This window comes from Kribbella catacumbae DSM 19601 (genome assembly GCF_000372465.1).
GTDB lineage: Bacteria > Actinomycetota > Actinomycetes > Propionibacteriales > Kribbellaceae > Kribbella > Kribbella catacumbae.
Genome location: NZ_AQUZ01000023.1, coordinates 63,214 through 80,795, shown reverse-complemented (window position 1 = coordinate 80,795; position 17,582 = coordinate 63,214). Strand labels below are relative to the sequence as shown.

At 66.7% G+C, this 17,582-nt stretch carries 19 protein-coding genes; 7 read left to right on the top strand and 12 right to left on the bottom strand.

Annotated features, from left to right (window positions below; all coding sequences use genetic code 11):
* Positions 1–20: 20 nt before the first annotated feature.
* From A3ES_RS48105 to A3ES_RS0123320, 3 genes are read left to right on the top strand one after another with little or no spacing between them, the layout of a single operon-like run.
* Positions 21–503, top strand: coding sequence for a heparin lyase I family protein (locus tag A3ES_RS48105; protein ID WP_020389261.1), 483 nt, complete (start codon positions 21–23; stop codon positions 501–503).
* The gene (locus tag A3ES_RS48100; protein ID WP_020389260.1) at positions 496–1,737 is read left to right on the top strand and encodes a hypothetical protein; all 1,242 of its coding nucleotides are present in this window, start codon (positions 496–498) and stop codon (positions 1,735–1,737) included. The genes A3ES_RS48105 and A3ES_RS48100 overlap by 8 nt, the downstream gene beginning before the upstream one ends.
* Before the next feature lie 58 nt (positions 1,738–1,795).
* Positions 1,796–2,764 (top strand): formylglycine-generating enzyme family protein, encoded by a 969-nt coding sequence (locus tag A3ES_RS0123320; RefSeq protein WP_020389259.1) that lies wholly within the window; start codon positions 1,796–1,798, stop codon positions 2,762–2,764.
* A gap of 11 nt (positions 2,765–2,775) precedes the next feature.
* On the opposite strand, the gene A3ES_RS0123315 is transcribed toward A3ES_RS0123320, so the two are convergent.
* On the bottom strand, positions 2,776–5,457 hold the full coding sequence (locus A3ES_RS0123315; protein ID WP_020389258.1) for an AAA family ATPase: 2,682 nt from the start codon (positions 5,455–5,457) through the stop codon (positions 2,776–2,778).
* A gap of 160 nt (positions 5,458–5,617) precedes the next feature.
* Between A3ES_RS0123315 and A3ES_RS0123310 the strand changes: the two genes are divergently transcribed.
* Both A3ES_RS0123310 and A3ES_RS48095 read left to right on the top strand, forming a co-directional pair.
* Complete coding sequence (locus A3ES_RS0123310; RefSeq protein WP_020389257.1) at positions 5,618–6,628, top strand: medium chain dehydrogenase/reductase family protein; 1,011 nt, start codon at positions 5,618–5,620, stop codon at positions 6,626–6,628.
* A gap of 28 nt (positions 6,629–6,656) precedes the next feature.
* Positions 6,657–7,220 carry a nuclear transport factor 2 family protein gene (locus tag A3ES_RS48095; protein ID WP_020389256.1) on the top strand — a complete coding sequence of 188 codons (564 nt, stop codon included), beginning with the start codon at positions 6,657–6,659 and terminating at the stop codon, positions 7,218–7,220.
* 109 nt (positions 7,221–7,329) lie between these two features.
* Here A3ES_RS48095 and A3ES_RS56790 read toward each other — a convergent pair whose 3' ends face one another.
* Positions 7,330–7,461 (bottom strand): hypothetical protein, encoded by a 132-nt coding sequence (locus tag A3ES_RS56790; protein WP_272944642.1) that lies wholly within the window; start codon positions 7,459–7,461, stop codon positions 7,330–7,332.
* 253 nt (positions 7,462–7,714) lie between these two features.
* On the opposite strand from A3ES_RS56790, the gene A3ES_RS0123295 reads away from it, so the two are divergent.
* The gene (locus tag A3ES_RS0123295) at positions 7,715–8,374 is read left to right on the top strand and encodes an alpha/beta hydrolase (RefSeq protein ID WP_083933627.1); all 660 of its coding nucleotides are present in this window, start codon (positions 7,715–7,717) and stop codon (positions 8,372–8,374) included.
* 97 nt (positions 8,375–8,471) lie between these two features.
* On the opposite strand, the gene A3ES_RS0123290 is transcribed toward A3ES_RS0123295, so the two are convergent.
* From A3ES_RS0123290 to A3ES_RS0123280, 3 genes are read right to left on the bottom strand one after another with little or no spacing between them, the layout of a single operon-like run.
* Positions 8,472–8,903 (bottom strand): hypothetical protein, encoded by a 432-nt coding sequence (locus A3ES_RS0123290; protein WP_020389254.1) that lies wholly within the window; start codon positions 8,901–8,903, stop codon positions 8,472–8,474.
* A complete protein-coding gene (locus A3ES_RS0123285) occupies positions 8,900–10,279 on the bottom strand; it encodes a DUF4331 domain-containing protein (protein ID WP_020389253.1) in 1,380 nt (459 codons plus the stop codon). Before A3ES_RS0123285 ends, A3ES_RS0123290 begins: the two co-directional genes overlap by 4 nt.
* 8 nt (positions 10,280–10,287) lie before the next feature.
* Positions 10,288–10,560 carry a twin-arginine translocation signal domain-containing protein gene (locus A3ES_RS0123280; protein WP_040455288.1) on the bottom strand — a complete coding sequence of 91 codons (273 nt, stop codon included), beginning with the start codon at positions 10,558–10,560 and terminating at the stop codon, positions 10,288–10,290.
* Positions 10,561–10,827: 267 nt separating this feature from the next.
* On the opposite strand from A3ES_RS0123280, the gene A3ES_RS0123275 reads away from it, so the two are divergent.
* A complete protein-coding gene (locus A3ES_RS0123275; RefSeq protein WP_020389251.1) occupies positions 10,828–12,597 on the top strand; it encodes a cytochrome c biogenesis protein CcdA in 1,770 nt (589 codons plus the stop codon).
* A gap of 21 nt (positions 12,598–12,618) precedes the next feature.
* On the opposite strand, the gene A3ES_RS0123270 is transcribed toward A3ES_RS0123275, so the two are convergent.
* The 7 genes from A3ES_RS0123270 to A3ES_RS0123240 all read right to left on the bottom strand — a co-directional run bounded on the left by A3ES_RS0123270 (position 12,619) and on the right by A3ES_RS0123240 (position 17,355).
* Complete coding sequence (locus tag A3ES_RS0123270) at positions 12,619–13,059, bottom strand: hypothetical protein (protein ID WP_020389250.1); 441 nt, start codon at positions 13,057–13,059, stop codon at positions 12,619–12,621.
* Between the two features lie 176 nt (positions 13,060–13,235).
* Complete coding sequence (locus A3ES_RS0123265) at positions 13,236–13,991, bottom strand: anti-sigma factor (RefSeq protein WP_026163128.1); 756 nt, start codon at positions 13,989–13,991, stop codon at positions 13,236–13,238.
* Between the two features lie 4 nt (positions 13,992–13,995).
* Positions 13,996–14,343, bottom strand: a complete 348-nt coding sequence (locus tag A3ES_RS53475) for a sigma factor-like helix-turn-helix DNA-binding protein (protein WP_237745033.1) — start codon at positions 14,341–14,343, stop codon at positions 13,996–13,998.
* Entirely contained in the window at positions 14,237–14,488 is a 252-nt protein-coding gene (locus A3ES_RS56180) for a sigma factor (RefSeq protein WP_237745034.1), read from the bottom strand. Before A3ES_RS56180 ends, A3ES_RS53475 begins: the two co-directional genes overlap by 107 nt.
* Before the next feature lie 165 nt (positions 14,489–14,653).
* Positions 14,654–15,535, bottom strand: coding sequence for a DUF4394 domain-containing protein (locus A3ES_RS0123255; protein WP_020389247.1), 882 nt, complete (start codon positions 15,533–15,535; stop codon positions 14,654–14,656).
* Between the two features lie 279 nt (positions 15,536–15,814).
* On the bottom strand, positions 15,815–16,558 hold the full coding sequence (locus tag A3ES_RS0123245) for an anti-sigma factor (RefSeq protein WP_020389245.1): 744 nt from the start codon (positions 16,556–16,558) through the stop codon (positions 15,815–15,817).
* A gap of 134 nt (positions 16,559–16,692) precedes the next feature.
* Complete coding sequence (locus A3ES_RS0123240) at positions 16,693–17,355, bottom strand: fasciclin domain-containing protein (protein ID WP_020389244.1); 663 nt, start codon at positions 17,353–17,355, stop codon at positions 16,693–16,695.
* Positions 17,356–17,582: the final 227 nt, after the last annotated feature.

Sequence of the window (17,582 nt, the reverse complement as noted above, 5' to 3'; positions counted from 1 at the left end):
GATCGAAGGAGAGAACCCTGATGCGAGTCGGACAAAGGCGACATCATCTTCCAGGCAAGCACGCCGGCGGCAGCTCGGGAAGCAACTATCCGTCGTTCTACCTGATGACCAAGCGCAATTCGATCGCGTTCAGGTCACCTACCCTCGGGCTCCAGGCCAACGTGGTCCAGGACTTCCGGTCCTACCTCGACCAGTGGATGCACTTTCAGATCGACGTGCGCTGGACCGAGGACGCGACCGGCTACTACCGGGTCCGGACCAAGCTGCCCGGGCAGTCGAGCCACCAGTTCGCGCTGGAGTACACGCAGGTACAGACCTGGCATCCCGCGAATCCGACCGACCACGGATACCTCAAATGGGGTCTCTACCGCCCCGGACAAACCCTTGAGGGCGGCGACGTGCCGACCCGGGTGATTTACCACGATCAGCTCCGCATCCTCGACCTGAACAACTCGCGGGGCACCAGTGGGGACAAGCAATCCAGAGAGCGTACCCATGACTGACAAGCACCTGCTGAACCGCCGCCGGCTGCTCCAGCTGACTGTGGCGAGCGGCCTCGCCACCGCAGCAGGTCCTCTACTGACCCCGACGGCGCACGTCGCCGACTGCCCGCCCGTCGTCACCGACCTCGGACCAGGGGTGATCCAGTTCGGGTCCAAGAGCGCGGTCCAGGTCGGCGACACGATCTACATCGGCTCGCGCAACCTGGAGCCGACCTACGTGGCGGCCTTCCACCTGCCCACCCGGAAGGTGACCGCCCTGGCGGAGATCCCGGACGGGCGGTCGATCCAGGGGATCGACGCGGACTCGCAGTACCTGTACTTCGCCATCGAGAACCCTGCCGCCAAGGCCGGCACGGTCTATCGCTGGAAGCTCGACGCTCCGCAGGAGCCGGCCGAGGTCCTCGGCCGGGCGGGCAACGTGACGCTGTGGACAGTAAGCGTGGCTCCGGACGGGGTCGCCTACTTCGGCGGGAAGGAAGAACCGCCCGCGCTGTGGCAGTACGACCCGGCGACCGACGCCATCACCAGCCTCGGCAGTCCGGAGCCCGCGGCGACAGCCGGCGGGTCGGGCCCGTCCCACATCGCGATCATGGACCTCGGCAACCCGGCCACCTCCACGGTGGTGGAGAACCCAGGCGTCACCACCAAGGCGATGCTGGTGCACGGTGACGACCTGTACTTCGTTGCCGGCGCCAACGATGTCCGGGTGCTCTCACTGACCACCAAGCTGCTGACCAAGCTCGAGGTCGCCGGCCCGGACTTCGGCGAGGTGTGGGGAATGGGGTGGTTCGAGGACAAGCTGCAGGTGGTATCGGCGTACGGCTTCGTCGCGCACGTCGACGTCGCGTCCCGGACGGCGAGCACGACCGACCTGATCGAGGCCGGTGCGCCGGCGCAGCCACAGCTCGGGATGAGCATCACCGTCGGTGGGGGTTTCGTGTACGTCGCGGCGAACGGTGTGCCGGCCCGGCACTCGTTGGGTACCGGCGCCGTCCTCAACCTGGCCGTTCCCGGGGAGGCGAAGGACGCCCACCTGGCGAAGGGGATGCTCTACATGGCGCAGTACAGCGGCCTGGGGCTGTACGGCTACAACCCGGCCAGCGCGGCGCTTCCGGCGCAACGGCGGATTCTGCGTGATCGACCTCGAGACTCAGGCCATCATCCCCTGACCGCCGACGAACGCGGCCGCCTCTACACTCTGCGCGACCGCAACCTCATCCGCATCGACACCTGACCGTCGGCCATGGTGCTGTCCTGGCACACCGCGTCTCGACCGACCTGGAGACCCTGCAATGAACCCGTCCCGGCCCGGCGCGCAGCCGACCTGCTGCGCGCCGGCCCGTCCACCGATCGACGCGCCTGCGGTGACTCGGTCGACCACAGCGCGGGCCGACCCGCACGTCATCCAGACACCGATTCCTTTGGCGGGCGGCGAGTTCTCCATGGGAGACCCGTTCGGCGAGGGGTACCCCACCGATGGCGAGACGCCGACGCACCCGGTGCGGTTGGCTCCGTTCGCGGTCGACCCGACCGCGGTCACCAACACGGAGTTCGCGGCGTTCGTCGCGGCCACCGGCCACACCACGGACGCCGAGCGGTACGGATCGTCCGCGGTCTTCCACCTGGTCGTGGCGGCCGCTGAGAAGGACGTTCTGGGACAGGCGACCGGGGCCCCCTGGTGGCTCGCCGTCCGGGGTGCGGACTGGAACCACCCCGAGGGTCCTCGTTCCGATCTGACCGGCCGGCTCGACCACCCCGTTGTCCACGTCTCGTACGACGACGCGCAGGCGTACTGCCGCTGGGCGGGCAAACGCCTGCTCACCGAGGCCGAATGGGAGTACGCCGCCCGCGGCGGACACCACGGCCGACGGTTCGTCTGGGGTGACGACCTCGTCCCGAACGGCGAGCACCGCTGCAACATCTGGCAGGGCCACTTCCCTACCACCAACACCCTCGAGGACGGTCACCTGACCACCGCACCAGCCCGGAGTTTCGAGCCGAATGACTATGGCCTCTGGAACCTGGCCGGCAACGTCTGGGAATGGTGCAACGACTGGTTCTCGCCGTACTACTACAAGCGATCCCCAGCTGAGAACCCGCTAGGCGCCCCGTTCGGCCAAGCACGGGCGATGCGAGGTGGCTCCTACCTGTGTCACGCCTCGTACTGCCACCGCTATCGGGTCGCCGCCAGATCCAGCAACACCCCCAACTCTTCCGCCGGGAACCTCGGCTTCCGCTGCGCCCGCGACCTCACAACCTGAACCTGCCGTCCTCAGGTGAGGTCGCGGAGCTGCCTACGGGACGTGATGTCGAGTTTGCGGAAGATGTTGCGCAGGTGGGTGTCGATCGTGCGGGGGCTGAGAAAGAGCGTTGCGGCCACTTCCTTGGAGGTCGAACCGCCGGCGACCATTGTCGCGATCAGCCGTTCTTGCGGGGTGAGGCTGTCCAGTGGGCGGGTGCCGTCGCGGCGCGGACGCTGGCCGGTGGCGGACAACTCACGGGCGGCACGTTCGGCGAAACCGGCTGCGCCGATCGTGGACAGGGACTCGTGCGCCGCCTGGAGTTCGACGCGGGCCTCGGCGCGACGGCCTTCGCGGCGCAGCCATTCGCCGTACGCCAGACGCGCGCGGGCGTGGCATACGCGGACCTCTGTCTGGCCTAGCAGGTCGACGGCCTCTCGGTAGTAGCTTTCCGTGCTCGCCGACCCTGGATCGACGAGCGCCTGCGCGAGCCGGTGTGTGGCGACGGCCCACGGGGTGGGGCTGGTGCGGGCCAACGCGTCGAGCCGCGCCAGCGCCGGTGCGGCGTCATCGGGGCGCCCGGCGCGGGCGGCGGCCTCGACGAGTTCGGCGTCCAGGGGCCAGACGACGTACGAGCCGCGCTGTAGTTCCTGCTGGGCGGCGAGTCCGGCCTCGAGAGCCGCGGCGTAGTCGCCGAGTCCGTTGCGCAGGACCGCTGTGGCGTACAGCTCCGCGACGACCTCGTCGCGGCCGACGCGATCGCGCAGGGAGGCCCGCAACTCGTCGACCTGCTCGGCATTGCCGCGCCAGGCGGCGAGGATGAGCTCAGCGAAGGCGAGGTTGACGGTACCGGCCGCCTCGTCGACCGCGCTTGCCTCGGCCAGACTCGCATCCGCGTCGTCGAACCGGCCGAAGAGCGTCTTGCCGATCGCGTAGAACCGCAGTGCCTGGGGGAGTACGGCGAGCGCCGACTGCCGGCGCGCCAGTTCGACCTGCAGGGTGGAGATCTCGGCGGTCGCCTCGGCATCGCGCAGGTCGAGCGCCATCAGGCAGGCGAGCTCCATCCACCACGGGCTCACGGTCTCCGGCCGACGGAACGCGTCCACCGCGCGGAGCATCGCGGGTACTGCCTCCTCGACCGAAAGCATGGCCTGGTCCAGGAGCGCGTCCAGCAGCAGATCAGGGGGTCGCGGCGCCGACGAGCGCGGTGGCACTTGCTCTCGAATGCGTACGCCGAGTTGCCGCAGACGGCCTGGCAGCCGGTCGATGAACATCGAGGTAGAGAAGGCTTCGATGTAGGTCTCTGTGGCCTCGTCGGGTCCGAGGTCGGCCGCGGCGCCGACGAGCGCGGCAATGGCATCGGCGCTGCGGGTGACGTAGAAGTCGACCAGGGCAAGCTGCAGCTGCGCGTCGGCTCGCTGCTCAGGTCCGAGCGGGCGACGCTCGGCCTGCATGACCAGCTGGCGTACGTCGGCGAACGCGCCGAGCTTGAGCCGCAACCGGGCTGCGGAAAGCAGCCGCCCGGCCTGACGGGTCGACTCGGGAGTCAACCGGGCCGCACGTTCCAGGAACGCCGAGGCAGAAGCGAGATCACCGCGCAACTGGGTCCGCTCCGCCGCTCTGGTCAGCTCCGCGGCAACGTCTTCGTCGGTGTCGATGACCGCGTGGGCACGGTGCCAGGAACGGCGGTCGGGATCGATCTCGGCGTCGGTCGCGTCGGCCAGCGCGGCGTGCAGACGTCGGCGCGTGCCGGGAGTGGCGGACTGGTACGCCGCCGAACGCACCAGTGGATGACGGAAACGCAGCCGAGGTCCGAGGACCACCAAGCCGTCGTCCTCGGCGTCTGAGAGTGCGGTCAGGTTCAGCTCGAGTCGCTTGGCCGCGCGGCGCAGCAGACCGAGATCGCCGACCGGCTCGGCCGCCGCCAGCGCCAGGAGCGTCTGTGTTGCCCCGGGCAACCGCCGTACCCGCCAGGTGAATTCGTCCTCCAACGCCTCGACTACATTGGCCCGCTGCCGATCCTGGCCGGTAGGAAGGCGCAGCGCCTCGTGCCCGAACTCCAGCAGAGCCAACAGATTGCCGCGCGCCTCGGCCAGGACCCGATCCAGCACGTCGGCGTCGAGACCAGCGCGCCCGGTCGAACGCAACAGCGCCTGGGCGTCCTTCTCGTCCAGCCCGGCGAGCGGCAGCTGTGGGAGATCGGGGAACCCGGACTCCCCGGTGCGCCCGGCCAGTACCATCGCGATCCGCTCGGCGGACAGGCGCCGCGCGACGAAGGTGAGCACCTGCCGCGTGCCCGCGTCGATCCACTGGATGTCGTCGACGACGCAACACACGGGCTGCTGCCGGGTGAGCTCGTTCAGCAGACCCAGTACGGCGAGTCCGACCAACAGCGGGCTCGGTGTCGTACCTTCGGCGAGCCCGAACACCGACCCGAGCGCCTGCTGCTGCACGGCGGGCAGCCCGGCGCGCGCCTCGATGACGGGCGCGCAGAGCTGGTGCAGTACGGCGTACGGAAGGTCCCGCTCGAACTCAGTGCCGTCGGCCCGGAGGATCAGCCACCCATCGAGCCCCTCAACCACGGTGTCGACAAGCGTCGACTTGCCGATCCCCGCCTCGCCGACCAGCACGACCGCCCCGCCGCGACCGTCGTTCGCGCCGTCGGTGAGGCCCTCGATCACCTGCAGCTCCGCCTGCCTCGCCACGAACTGCATTGAGCTGGTTCTCCTGGGTCATCGAAGTCTCTGCGCCGCAATGGTAGTGCGGCTGCGTAGGTACGCGATCTACGTAGTTCTCGCCGACGCGGCCGACACGGTCCCCACGGCATCGTCTACCTCGTCAGCACGACACAGGAACTCGAGGCAGGGAGGCCGCATGATCACCGAGGTGGAGCTGCCGGGGATCGTCGAACCGGATGGGCTGCAGCTGCGACGGCGGGAGACCCCGCGGGTCGCGCCCGGGCAGGCATTGGTCCGGATGGAGGCGACCGGAGTCTCGTTCGCCGAGCAGCAGATGCGCCGCGGCAAGTACTACGACCAGCCGCCGTTCCCGTTCGTGCCTGGGTACGACGTCGTCGGAGTGGTCGAAGCCATAGGTGAGACCGAGTCCGGGTTCACCGTGGGGCAGCGAGTCGCCGCGGTCACCAAGACCGGCGGCTGGGCAGACCGGCTGGTACTCGACACTGCCGACCTCGCTCGTGTGCCGGACGGCGTGGGCGCCGAGGAGGTCGAAGCGGTGATCGTCAACGGCGTCACCGCCCGGCGGATGCTCGCGATCGCCGGCGTCGGCCGTGGCGACACGGTCGTCGTACTGGGTGCCAATGGCGGTGTCGGATCGCTCCTGGTTCAGCTCGCCCGGCACGCCGGGGCCCAGGTCATCGGAGTCGCGTCCAAGCGCCACTTCCCGTATCTGCGGGAACTCGGCGCGATCCCGGTCGATCGGGAGGAAGACACAGCCGCCGCGGTCGCAGCGCTCGCCCCGAACGGCGTGAAGGCGGTCTTCGATCACGTCGGCGGCCCCGGCATTCGCCGGTCCTGGTCGATGCTGGATCGTGGCGGTGTCCTCATCTCGTACGGCACCGCGGCCACCCGCGACCAGCAGGGCAACGCCAAACTCCCCGTCCTCGCGCTGATCGGCCGGTTGGTGCTCTGGAACCTGATGCCCAACGGCCGGTCCGCCACGTTCTTCAACCTGTGGTCCGGCCGGAAGCGTCTCGAGCGTCATCGCGCCGAACTGCGGACGGACCTCGAAGCCGTCTTCGACCAGCTCGCCGCCGGCGAGATCACCGCCCGCATCGCCCGTGCCTTTCCGCTGTCCGACGTCGCCGACGCCGTCCGGTACGCCGAATCCGGCTCAGCCGCCGGCAAGGTCGTTCTGATCCCCTGATTCACCAACCCTGAAAGGAAGTTCTCCGATGTCTCGCACCACCCGCCTATTCACCGCCGTCGCCCTAACGGCCGGCCTCGCCCTGGCCGCCGTACCCGCCTCCGCGCACAAGGTCTCCTCGGGCACGAGCATGTCCGAGCAGGACCAGAGCCGCCGGATGCCGCGCATCGTCCATCAGTGGGCCGACGCCTGGAACACCGCCAACCCCACAGCGATGAGCAAGCTGTTCGACCAGCGCGGCGTCTACACCGACCACGCCTTCCAGGCCTCGTTCACCGGTCCGGCCGGCGCCAAGCAGTGGGTCGAACTGACCAAGGCGAGCATCAGCCCCGTCAAGATCACAGTCCACGACACGATCAGTGCGGGTGACCGGATCGCAGTGACCTGGACGTTCTCAGGCACGTTCACCGAGCGCGTGCCCTTCACACCTCCTTACAAAGCGACCGGGAAGTCCTTCTCGGTACCGGCGACCTCGGTGTTCACCGTCCGGCGCGGCCGCATCCAGTCCGTCGACGACTACTACAACCTGGCCGACATTCTCCGCCAGGTAGACCTCCCTGCAGGCCCCTTCACCCCACCGTCGAAAGGCTGATGGCTATGCGGATCATGACCAGCTTGGCCGCCGGCCGAGGTCGGAGAAGATCCAGCTGTCGCTGGTACGTCGCAAGGCCGGGGACCCGGCACAGCGCGTGGGAAGCCTCCTACTCAACAACAGCGCGGGACGATCGAGCATCGAGCAACTGCGGTATGCGCTCGATCGTGGGGGAATCGGGGACAGCGTGCTGGGCAAGCGCTTCGATCTCGTCGCCGTCGACCCGCGCGGGATCGGTCACAGCTCCCCCACGACCTGCGCGGGTACGCCGCAGCGTGCACCCGGAACCACGTACTTTCCGGCGAACGAAGCGGAGTACCGCGCTCTCGTGAAACACAACCGGGCGCTGGCCGCGGCGTGCGAGAACAAGGCGCTGCTGGCAAATCTCGATCTGGCGAGTGTTGCGCGCGATCTGGAGGCGGTCCGGATCGGACTCGGGGAACGACAGCTCAACTGGTACGGCATTGGGTGGAGTGCCGTGCTCGGCAAGACCTATGAGCAGATGTTCCCCGGCCGGGCAGGACGTGGCCACGGCATTCGATCAACTCGTCGCCAAGGCCGACCGTACCCCGATCCCCACCAAGGTCCCGGGCAAGGCGCTGAACGGCGAGGACATCCGCGCAGCCATGCAAGACAAGCTCAACCTCGGTCTCTACTGGCCGAAAGCGTCACAGGCGATCAAGAAGGCCATCGAGGGTGACGCCTCGGACCTGGCCACCGTCAACGACAAGACCCTCGATTTCGTCCAGGCCCAGACCCACGCCTGCGTGGACAAGCCACGCGCGGCGGCCAGTTACAACGAGTTCGCACAGCTGGCACGGATGGCCAAGCAGCTTTCACCGCACCTCGGCGGCGCCGTACTCGCCTGGCGGGCCGTGGCCGGCTGCCAGGGCTGGCCAGTGGCCGCGAACGTCCCCGCCCCGAAGCAGGTGCACCACTTCCCGCCCACGCTGATCGTCCAGTCCACGCATCAGTCCTCGACCCCGTACGCGTGGGCCTTCAGCCTGTCCGCCACGCTCCCCCGCAGCGTCGTGCTTTCCCGGGACGGCGATGACTACTCGATGTACCAACTGTCGCCGTGCGTGCAGCAGGCCGCGGACCGTCTCCTGGTCGAACGCCAATTACCCTCACCCGGCTCACTGTGCACCAACTGATCGTGCCGAGCCGCTTGCCGAGCAGTCCGGCGGACTAGGGCAGAGATCGCCGGGCGCGGCTCACTCCACGCCCGGCGATCAGCCATAGCAGGTCCCGCTAGCGTGGCCAGACGGCGTCGGTGACCTGTCCTCCGGTGATGTCCACGGTCAACTGCACTGGACCGGCAGGGCGGACGTACAGCTCGTAGTTGCCCTCGGCAACCTCGAAGAACACGGCCGAGTACACGGTTCCGCCTTCTGGTGAAGGACGCGGCACCACCGCCACATGCGGCAGACTGCTCGCGTGACCATGTCCGTGGCCATGCCCATGACCGACTTCGTCATGGTGCTCGTGGTCCTGCGCGCCCCCGGTCTCACCGGTGCTGGAGAAGATCGTCCGGCCTGCGGGACGCAGCTCGATCTCTGCTCCCTCGAGTTCGGCGGGCATGTCGATGACGAGAGCACCGATATCGCCGCCGATGTCCAGCAGTACCGAAGAACCCTTCCCCGCGTGCGGGTTCTCGGCCAGATTCACGTTGTCCTCGCTCATGATGCGACCGGCGTCCCGGGCTTGGACTGGTAACCACCAGCCGGCGTACCGAGGTACGGGAAGACCTTCAGGTAGTCGGAGTTCGTGTTCGACGTACCGTCCTTGATCGCCGCAGCAGCGCCGTCAGGGGTGAACGATGGGTCGACCAGGGGGATGGTCAGCCCCGCGACCGCCCGCAGTTCGACGGTCACGACATCGTCGAAGACCCTTCTCCCGTTAGGGAATCCGGCCGCGTCACCGGCCACCAGGCCGAGCGGATTCGGCGACTTCGACGGCGGTACTGCGACGTTCAGCCGCAACAGATCAGCCTGCACTGGTCCGGTGTAGTTCTGGAATCCCGGTACTACGCCCTTCGGGATACCCGTCAGCAAGATCGCCGCCAGGTCGGCACGGGGCTTCTTGTAGGCAGCGAGGTTCGGAAAGACACCTGGATACAACACCGGGAGCAATCCGGCGAGTTCGGGCTTGGTCACGTACTGCGCGAACCGCTTGTCCTCGCGCGGGGAAAGCCTGTTCCATTTGTCTTTCTCCGCCATCGGCACGATGACCTCGTTGAACAACGGGTTGCCCAGTCGCGATACCTGCTTGTGAGGACCGTGCCAGACCGAGGTACCCAGCAGATCGTCGAGGATCCTCGACTGCTGACGACTCGCCGAGGCGTATACGCCGATCACGGCCTTGGGATCTAGCACGTCCTTGGGCGCCTTGCCGTCACGGGTCAAGTCGGTGATCGGAACCTGAAGGGCGATGGTGTGGACGTTGGAGCCCTGGAGGCCGTTGACACCCATCGCCGCGGCCGACGGGATGAGGTGGGCCATCTGGAACGGCCGGAGGGTGCCGAGGTCGAAAATGCTTCCGAGGTCGGCGAAGAACCCGTCCGCTCGCTGCCCGGCGAACACCTTCCGGTTGCTGCCGATGGTGTGGATCGCCTCCCCCGCGAGCTTCGCGTAGTTCGGCGTACTGCGAACGCCGACGTTCACCGGAGGCGCCGCCAGGTCACGCGCCAGGATCCTGGACCGGCCGTTCTCGACCCTGGTGACCGAGTAGTACTGCGGCCTGTTCCAGGTCTTGTCCTTGATCGACGTGATCGGGCCGGTGTTGTAGAGGAAGGTCTTCTTGTTCCGGATCTCGGCGTGGAAGCGGAACTGGTAGCTGATGTCGGCCCGGCCGTCACCGCCGTTGGAGATGTGGATCTGGTAGAGCACGTCGTCGCCGAACTCGTAGAAGTTCGGCCCGCCGTACGGGTTCTGGAACGGGATGAAGTTGGCGATCAGTGTCACCGTGTCCGGCTTGTCCGGGCTGACGAACGCGTAGACGTCGGTGTTGTCCGCGACCGGATCCTTCGAGATCTCCGGCGCTTCGCGATGTGAAGACATAAATCCTCCTAGGCCTTGGTCACGCCGGCCAGCCTGGCGGCCAGCTCACGATCGATGACGGATACTTCGCGGTCGCCGACCAAGATCGCCAGCTCGCCCCTCTTCACGTCCTTGACATGCACGACGAACGATTCGGCGTTCGCCAGGTCAACGGCCTCGAGTTGGGTCGCGGCATCGGCGGACTGCTCACCGAAGATCTTCGGGGCGGCGACGGCGCCGACCGCTGCCGCGGTCCCCGCGCCGGCGAACACCAGGAAACCGCGACGTGTTGCGTCACTCATGTCTGTCCCTTCCCTCTCGATGGGCGCCGGCAACTGCCGCATCGACCGGCCTAGCTGCGACCCGGTCGCATTTGTTGTGATCTGAAACACAACAGCACCCGGTCGGGCCTTCGGAGCCGCGTCGCAGGCGGATGGGTGGGATTCAAAACATCACCGCCCGATTCCTCGGAGCCGTAATCCTGTGTCCGGACAGGGCGACCCATCCAGCACGCGTGGCTGCACCGAAGAACAAGTGTCCTGTCGAGCTACAGCCTTGGAGCGTTCCTGATGATCACACTGGCCTTCATCGGATTGGTCGGCGGTCTGATCACCGGGGTCTCACCCTGTGTCCTGCCGATGTTGCCGATCATTTTCTTTGCCGGTAGTACCGGCAAAACCTCCGGCCCAGGACCCGGCGGGAGAGCCTCGAAGGTTGATGGCGATCTGCTGGTCGAAGAGGTCGAGGTCGGCCGGCCGTCGCGCGACTTCCGGCCGCTGAAGATCATCGCCGGAATCATCGTCAGCTTTAGCCTGTTCACACTGGCCGGATCAGTGATTCTGTCCGCGCTAGGCCTGCCGGACGACTTCCTCCGCTGGGGCGGCCTGGTGATTCTCACCCTGGTCGGACTCGGCCTCATCGTCCCCGCGCTCGGCCACCTGATCGAGAAGCCCTTTTACCGGCTCCCCAAGATCAACAAGAACAACAACGGCGCCTTCGTCCTCGGGCTCGGCCTCGGCACCCTGTATGTTCCTTGCGCCGGCCCTGTTCTGGCCGCCATCACCGTCGCCGGCGCTACCGGCAATGTCGGCTGGCGCACCGTAGTACTCACGGTGTCGTTCGCGATAGGCGCGGCGCTGCCGCTGTTGATCTTCGCCTCGGCAGGATCCCGGATCTCTCAGCGGGTTAAGGCGTACCGCGATCACGCTCGCGGGTTCCGCATCGGCGGTGGCATCGTCATGATCCTGCTAGCAGTCGCGCTCGCGTTCAACGTCACCGACGCCATCCAGCGCTCCCTGCCCAGCTACACCAGCGGCCTGGAAAAGAAGGTCGCCGAGAACAAGACGGTCCAGGGCGCATTGGCTCCTGCCATCGGCAACAGCAGTACCGATCTGGCGAAGTGCACGCCGGGCGCGGCCCAACTCGCCTCGTGCGGTGCGGCTCCGGAGTTCCGTGGAACTCAGAAGTGGTTCAACACTCCCAATGGTCAACCCGCCACCATAGCTGGATTGAAGGGGAAGGTCGTCCTGGTCGACTTCTGGGCCTACTCCTGCATCAACTGCCAGCGCGCGACTCCACACCTGCTCGCCTGGGACAAGACCTATAGGTCGCTCGGGCTGGAGATCGTCGGCATCCACTCACCGGAGTTCGCGTTCGAGAAGTCAGCGGGGAATGTCCAGTCCGCGATCAGTAAGGAGAAGATCACCTACCCGGTCGGCCAGGACAACAACCTCGCCACCTGGACCGCCTACCGCAACCAGTACTGGCCGGCCAAGTACCTGGTCGATGCCGAAGGCACCGTCCGGTCGATCAAGTTCGGCGAAGGCGACTACGGCCAGACCGAGAACCAGATCCGGCAACTCCTGACCGCGGCCAACCCCGAGATCAAATTGCCCGACCCGGTCGACGGCACCGTCGAGGCCGACACCATTGGAGCCGACGGCACCACCCCTGAGACCTATCTCGGCTACTCCCGCTCAACCAACCTGAACGGCACCCTCGGCAAACTGACCCCCAACAAGGCCGTTGCCTTCGGCCTGAACCCGGCACAGCCCGACGACACGTTCAGCCTCGGCGGAACCTGGGCAGTCGGAACCCAAAGCGTCACCTCCACCAAGAACTCCCAAGCGCGGCTCAACTATCAGGCAGCCAAGGTTTTCCATGTACTTTCCGGTCAGGGCACCGTAACCGTCGCGATCCCAGGCGAACCCGACAAGACCATCACCATCAGCGGCACCCCGAACGCCTACCAGTTGGTCGACAAGGAAGCCGCGGAACGCAAGACGATGACCCTCACCTACAGCCCGGGCATCTCCGCCTTCACCTTCAGCTTCGGCTGAGCCGCTCCCCTTGACGAGGCACTAAGCGCGGATCTGACCTCGCAGGCCAGCGTCGAGAAGTTCTATGACATCAGACGCGGACACTCTCAGGAGATCGGCCACCTGCCGGTAGGTAAGCCCGCCTTGCCGCACGAGCGCCATCGCCACCAACTGCCGCTCCCTGGGCGTGCCTGATTCAACGGCTGCGGCACCCTCGCAGTGCTGGTACAGGCGATAGGCGAGATCACGCCGCAGATCGTCAGCAGGCACGTCTGCCACCGCAGGTGAACGGTAGGCGGCACAGATCGCATCGACGACTGCCGTCTCCGCCCGCTGGTGGTCGTGCAGCATGGCGACCGCTAGGGAGAACAGGGCCGCGCCGTGCCGATCGCAGATGCCTGCGGCCACTGGGTCCGGGCCGCTGGGGACCTCGCGCTGATGGTCGGTTCCCGGACGCCAACTTCGGACGCTCGTCCTCCGCATGAACCTGACTCCTCCCGACGAACCACTCCACAGGTGTACCGGGGTCTAGGGCAGTTGACATTCAAACGATTGCGTACCAACGATCAAGGCGACAGTACAACTCAAGCCAGCACCAGCGCATCACCGGGAGACCACGATGAGGTTTCCCGGCGGTCTCACCGGCATCACAGGCAGCGTCACGCCATCGGAATGATCACTTCGGCCGGCATCGTGGGTTGCTGGGATCCACCCTCCGGTTCCACCGTCACGCCGAACGCGACCTTCCCGGCGACTCCACCGGTGATGACCTTGGTCTGGTCACTGGAGGCCGCCTCGGCGAGCCCAACGGAATGCGCGGTCTTGGAGTTGTCGATCAGCCACAGCTGATACGTCCGATTAGACGGCAGCTCCGGCAAGCCTCGTAACACCACGATCGCGGCGTCCTCGCTCGTCGAGGCGACCATCGTTGCCTGGCCCCCGCCGTTCAGGGATCCGCGAACGGTGCGGGCGTCGGGCTGGGCCAGGACTGCGGCGATCCGATCGGTCGTTCGCTTGGTCGCGACGTTTTCACGGTATTGGTCGATCGCCACACCGCCCGCGCCGGCGATGATCACAGCGGCGGCAGCCAAGGCCAGCAGTGAGCGCCGGCTGAAGGCTGGACGCGAGGCCGGTACGCCGGACGCTGCCGGGCGAGCGTCCGCTTCAGTGAGAGGCGGCAACTGCTCGACCTGCGAGATCGAAGCCATCACCGCGGCCTTGAGGTCCGGCGGAGGCGACACGGCGACGCCGTGGCTCAGCTTGACCGCGGCCTCGCGGAACTCCGTGACCTCAGTAGTGCAGGCGGCGCAGTACGCCAGATGCTGCTCGAAAATAATGCGGTCGTCCTCGGGCAGGGCGTCGAGCACATAGGGCGCCGCGAGCGTGTGGAGGTCCTCGCTCATTTCCTCAGTCATCTCCTCACCACTTCCCAGCGATGCCCAGGCAGTCGCGCAGTCGCACCAAGCCGTCGCGCATCCTAGCCTTGATGGCCGGGAGTTTGGCGTCCAGCAGGCTGGCGACCTCCGGGTAGGTGTAGCCGCCGTAGTACGCCAGGGTGATCGATTCCCGCTGCAGTTCGGTCAGGGAGCCCAGACAGCGGCGAACCTGTTCGGCCTCGAGCCGATTGACGACCGTGTCGGTGACTTGGTCGAAGTCAGTCTCAGCTGATCGCGTGGCGACGGCAAGGTCGCGGTTGGTGGAGGCTTGCTCTGAGCGAGCCCGGTCGACCGCCCGCCGGTGCGCCATTGTCAGGACCCATCCGGTCACCGACTACCAAGTTTCGGGCGATGGCGAACAGCCAGACCCTCAGACTCGCCAAGGACGGATCAAAACGATCGGCGGCACGCCAGGCTCGGACAAAGGTCTCCTGTACTACGTCTCTGGCGGCGCCCTCGTCGTCGAGTTGCCGCAATGCGAACCGATAGAGCTCCGCGCCGTGCTCGGAGTAGGCCGCGCGAATGCCATCATCGCGACTGAGATCGTGCTCGGCGTGTGTACGGCGCTGTGAGCGTGGTGTTGGCAATGGCTGGTCCTCTCGCGAAGTGGACCGCCGGGGTGAGCCCGGCGGTCCGATGGGTCAGCGAGCGGCGTAGGCGAGGCCGACGACGTCACCAAGCCCGAGTGCCAGCAGGGGCGTCGTACGGCCCGAACGCAGGTCGACCCGCACCAGCTCAGATCCGCCCCCAAGCAGCCCGAACCCGCCTTGCACAGCTGCGATTGCGTCGTAGTCGCGCGCGTTGTACGAGCCCGCCTGACGGCCCTTGCCAAAGATGTCGAAGCCGTTCACGGCCGAGATGTTCACGCCGAGCCGGCCGACCGTGAAGAGCTGGCCGGTGTTCGGTGACACGGCCGGAGTGGCTCCCGGCAAGGTGCCTTGCGTGACCAGGGTGTCCCGGCGAGCGTCGAGGCCATACAGACCGGTCGACGTGGCGCCTGCAAAACTGTCCGTGTACGCCGCCGCGGCAACCCGCGGCGTGGAGCCGCCCGCCGCATAGGCCAGCGTGCCGTCAACAGCAGCGACGGCGCCGGTGTCCGGGTGCAGACGCAGGTTGCGTCCGCTGCTTGTAACGAGGCGGATCCGATCAACGGTCGGGTTGAAGTCGAATCCGACCGTGGTTCCCACCGCGCCGGCCGCGGAAGTACCTACAGCGGACGCGCGGCCCGATCTGGCGTCGAGCGTATACAGCTGACCGGACTTGGCGATCGCGTAAAGCTGGCCGGTGGCAGGGCGAACGTCGACGCCTACCAGTCGGTCATGTGTCTTGAGGCCGCGGACCTTGACCCGATGCTCGGTGAGCAAGGGAAGTCTGGAGTCCCTGACACTCAGCGTTCCATTGCTATCAAGCAGATAGATGTCGGGCGACGTGCCGCTGGTCACCGCCGAAGCGGCCGGAACCGCGGTCAGGCCGGCGACAATCATGGTGCCAACAGCAACAACCGCGGCCAACGATCTCTTCATGACAAGCTCCTTGTGTCTGGTGATTGACGCCAGTGAGTACGGCAACGCCTCCTACCGCGTTCAATCGGCGGCGAAGTTCTTTCCGCGAGCTCAGCCGCGGAACGTGAGGAAGATCAGTACGACGTAGCGACCGCCGCGACGAAGGCAGGTCCGAGAAGCAGCAGGCCTGAACGGTTCAGCTGACGTTTCAGTGGAGCCGGTGCATACATGAGCGCCAGCCTCTCGATCGACGACACGGTCCTGGGTCCTTCGGAGCCGGTCGCCGGTCAGATCGGCAGATCAGACCATCGGGATCAGGGCAGCCGGATGATGCGTCGGCTTGGCCGATCCGCCTTCGGGTTCAACCGTCAGGCCGAAGGCGACCTTCCCCGCGACTCCGCCGGCGATGACCTTGGTCAGTTCGCCGGCGGTTCGCCCGTCGACAAGGCCGATCGAGTGGGCTGTCTGCGTGCTGTCAATGAGCCACAGTTGATACGTCTGCTTCGATGAGAGTGGTTGCAAACCCTTCAACACTACGACCGCCGTGTCCCGGCGAGTCGAGGCGACAACCGTGGCCTGTCCGCCGCCACTCACTTTTCCGTGCACTGTCCGTGCGTCCGGCTCGGCAAGTACAGCTGCCATCTGATGGTTCTGACGACTGATCGCTGTGTTGTCGCGGTACTGGTCAAGCGCGATACCACCGGCGAGAGCAACTGCCATCGCGGCAGCGGCCAGGGTCAGGGACGGCCAACGGCAGAGGCTGCGACGTGGAGCCACGACCATGCCGTCTATCTCAGACTCAAGTATCGGGTGGTGTTGGCGGACTTGGCTGACCGCGGCGAGCACCCTTGCTTTCAGCTGGGAAGGTGGAACGGTGGCTACTCCCGAGGCGAGTTTGACAGCGGCTTCGCGGAGTTCATTCACCTCGGTACCGCAGGCGGCGCAGTCCACCACGTGCTGCTCGAATTCGAGTCGCTCGTCGCCGGGCAGTGCGTCAAGGACATAGGGGCCTGTGAGTGTGTGGACATCCGGCGTCGTGGTCATGGTCCGTCCACCTCCCTGCTAGGCCATGTCAGTTCTCGGCAGCCCGATAAGGCTGCCGCGCACTGCCCGTCGCCTGTGCCACCGAGCACTAGTTGAGTAGCTCGATGGCACAGGCCATGCTGTCGGCTGGTTCGTCAGGCTGCCGGGGGCATCAGGACGGTATCGATCAGGTAGACCGTGGCGTTGGCGGTCTTGACGCCGCCGCAGATGACCTTGGCGTTGTTGACCATCAGGTTGTCGCCGGAGCCCGTGACGGTGACGGCGCCCTTCTGGACGGTGGTCTGCTTGCCGACCACCGCGTCCGGCGCCAGCTGGCCCGGGACCACGTGGTAGGTCAGAATCTTGGAGAGCAGCGCGTCGTCGGTCTTCAGGGTGTTGATGGTCGCGGCGGGAATCTTCGCGAACGCGGTGTCTACCGGGGCGAAGACGGTGAACTCGCCGCCGTTCAGGGTCGAGACCAGGTCGACCTTCGGGTTCAGCTTGCCCGACACCGCGGCGACCAGGGTGGTCAGCAGCGGGTTGCCGGAGGCGGCGGTGGCCAGGGGCGCGGCGGCCATGCCGTCGACCGAGCCGGCGCCGGTGGGATTGGCCTTGGCGTAGTCGGCGCAGCCCGGACCGACCAGGCCGGACATGTTGTCGGCCGACGGGGTGGTACTAGGAGTCTCGCCCGGCGCCGAGGAGGTGCTGGTCGAAGGGGAACCGCTGGAGCTGCTGTCGTCGCTGCCGCAAGCCGCGGTGGCGAGAACCAGGGCCAGCGCGGATGCGGCGAGGCCGACGCGAACGGAGGTCTTGGACATGACGAACTCTCTTCCGGAAATGCCGTGAGCGGAGAAGTGCTCACAGCTGACACCGGTACTTCGCAGCCCTCGCCCAGGCGGATAGGTCTGAGCTTCAAAGTTCATTCGCAAGGCCATTGACCGCCCACATGAAGTTCCTCCGCAGCGCACGCCGCCAACATCCGCACCACGCTGGGGACAGGTGACCGAGATGAGTGACCGTGGAGGTGGCGGAGCTGCGGCCGCTG

Coding starts and splice junctions, on each gene's coding strand:
- A3ES_RS48100 (WP_020389260.1), top strand. CDS start 496: ATGACTGACAAGCACCTGCTGAACCGCCGCCGGCTGCTCCAGCTGACT.
- A3ES_RS0123315 (WP_020389258.1), bottom strand. CDS start 5,457: ATGCAGTTCGTGGCGAGGCAGGCGGAGCTGCAGGTGATCGAGGGCCTC.
- A3ES_RS0123280 (WP_040455288.1), bottom strand. CDS start 10,560: ATGAGTGACGCAACACGTCGCGGTTTCCTGGTGTTCGCCGGCGCGGGG.
- A3ES_RS0123320 (WP_020389259.1), top strand. CDS start 1,796: ATGAACCCGTCCCGGCCCGGCGCGCAGCCGACCTGCTGCGCGCCGGCC.
- A3ES_RS0123285 (WP_020389253.1), bottom strand. CDS start 10,279: ATGTCTTCACATCGCGAAGCGCCGGAGATCTCGAAGGATCCGGTCGCG.
- A3ES_RS0123265 (WP_026163128.1), bottom strand. CDS start 13,991: ATGACTGAGGAAATGAGCGAGGACCTCCACACGCTCGCGGCGCCCTAT.
- A3ES_RS48095 (WP_020389256.1), top strand. CDS start 6,657: ATGTCTCGCACCACCCGCCTATTCACCGCCGTCGCCCTAACGGCCGGC.
- A3ES_RS48105 (WP_020389261.1), top strand. CDS start 21: ATGCGAGTCGGACAAAGGCGACATCATCTTCCAGGCAAGCACGCCGGC.
- A3ES_RS0123240 (WP_020389244.1), bottom strand. CDS start 17,355: ATGTCCAAGACCTCCGTTCGCGTCGGCCTCGCCGCATCCGCGCTGGCC.
- A3ES_RS0123275 (WP_020389251.1), top strand. CDS start 10,828: ATGATCACACTGGCCTTCATCGGATTGGTCGGCGGTCTGATCACCGGG.
- A3ES_RS0123310 (WP_020389257.1), top strand. CDS start 5,618: ATGATCACCGAGGTGGAGCTGCCGGGGATCGTCGAACCGGATGGGCTG.
- A3ES_RS0123255 (WP_020389247.1), bottom strand. CDS start 15,535: ATGAAGAGATCGTTGGCCGCGGTTGTTGCTGTTGGCACCATGATTGTC.
- A3ES_RS0123245 (WP_020389245.1), bottom strand. CDS start 16,558: ATGACCACGACGCCGGATGTCCACACACTCACAGGCCCCTATGTCCTT.
- A3ES_RS0123290 (WP_020389254.1), bottom strand. CDS start 8,903: ATGAGCGAGGACAACGTGAATCTGGCCGAGAACCCGCACGCGGGGAAG.
- A3ES_RS0123270 (WP_020389250.1), bottom strand. CDS start 13,059: ATGCGGAGGACGAGCGTCCGAAGTTGGCGTCCGGGAACCGACCATCAG.
- A3ES_RS0123295 (WP_083933627.1), top strand. CDS start 7,715: ATGAGCAGATGTTCCCCGGCCGGGCAGGACGTGGCCACGGCATTCGAT.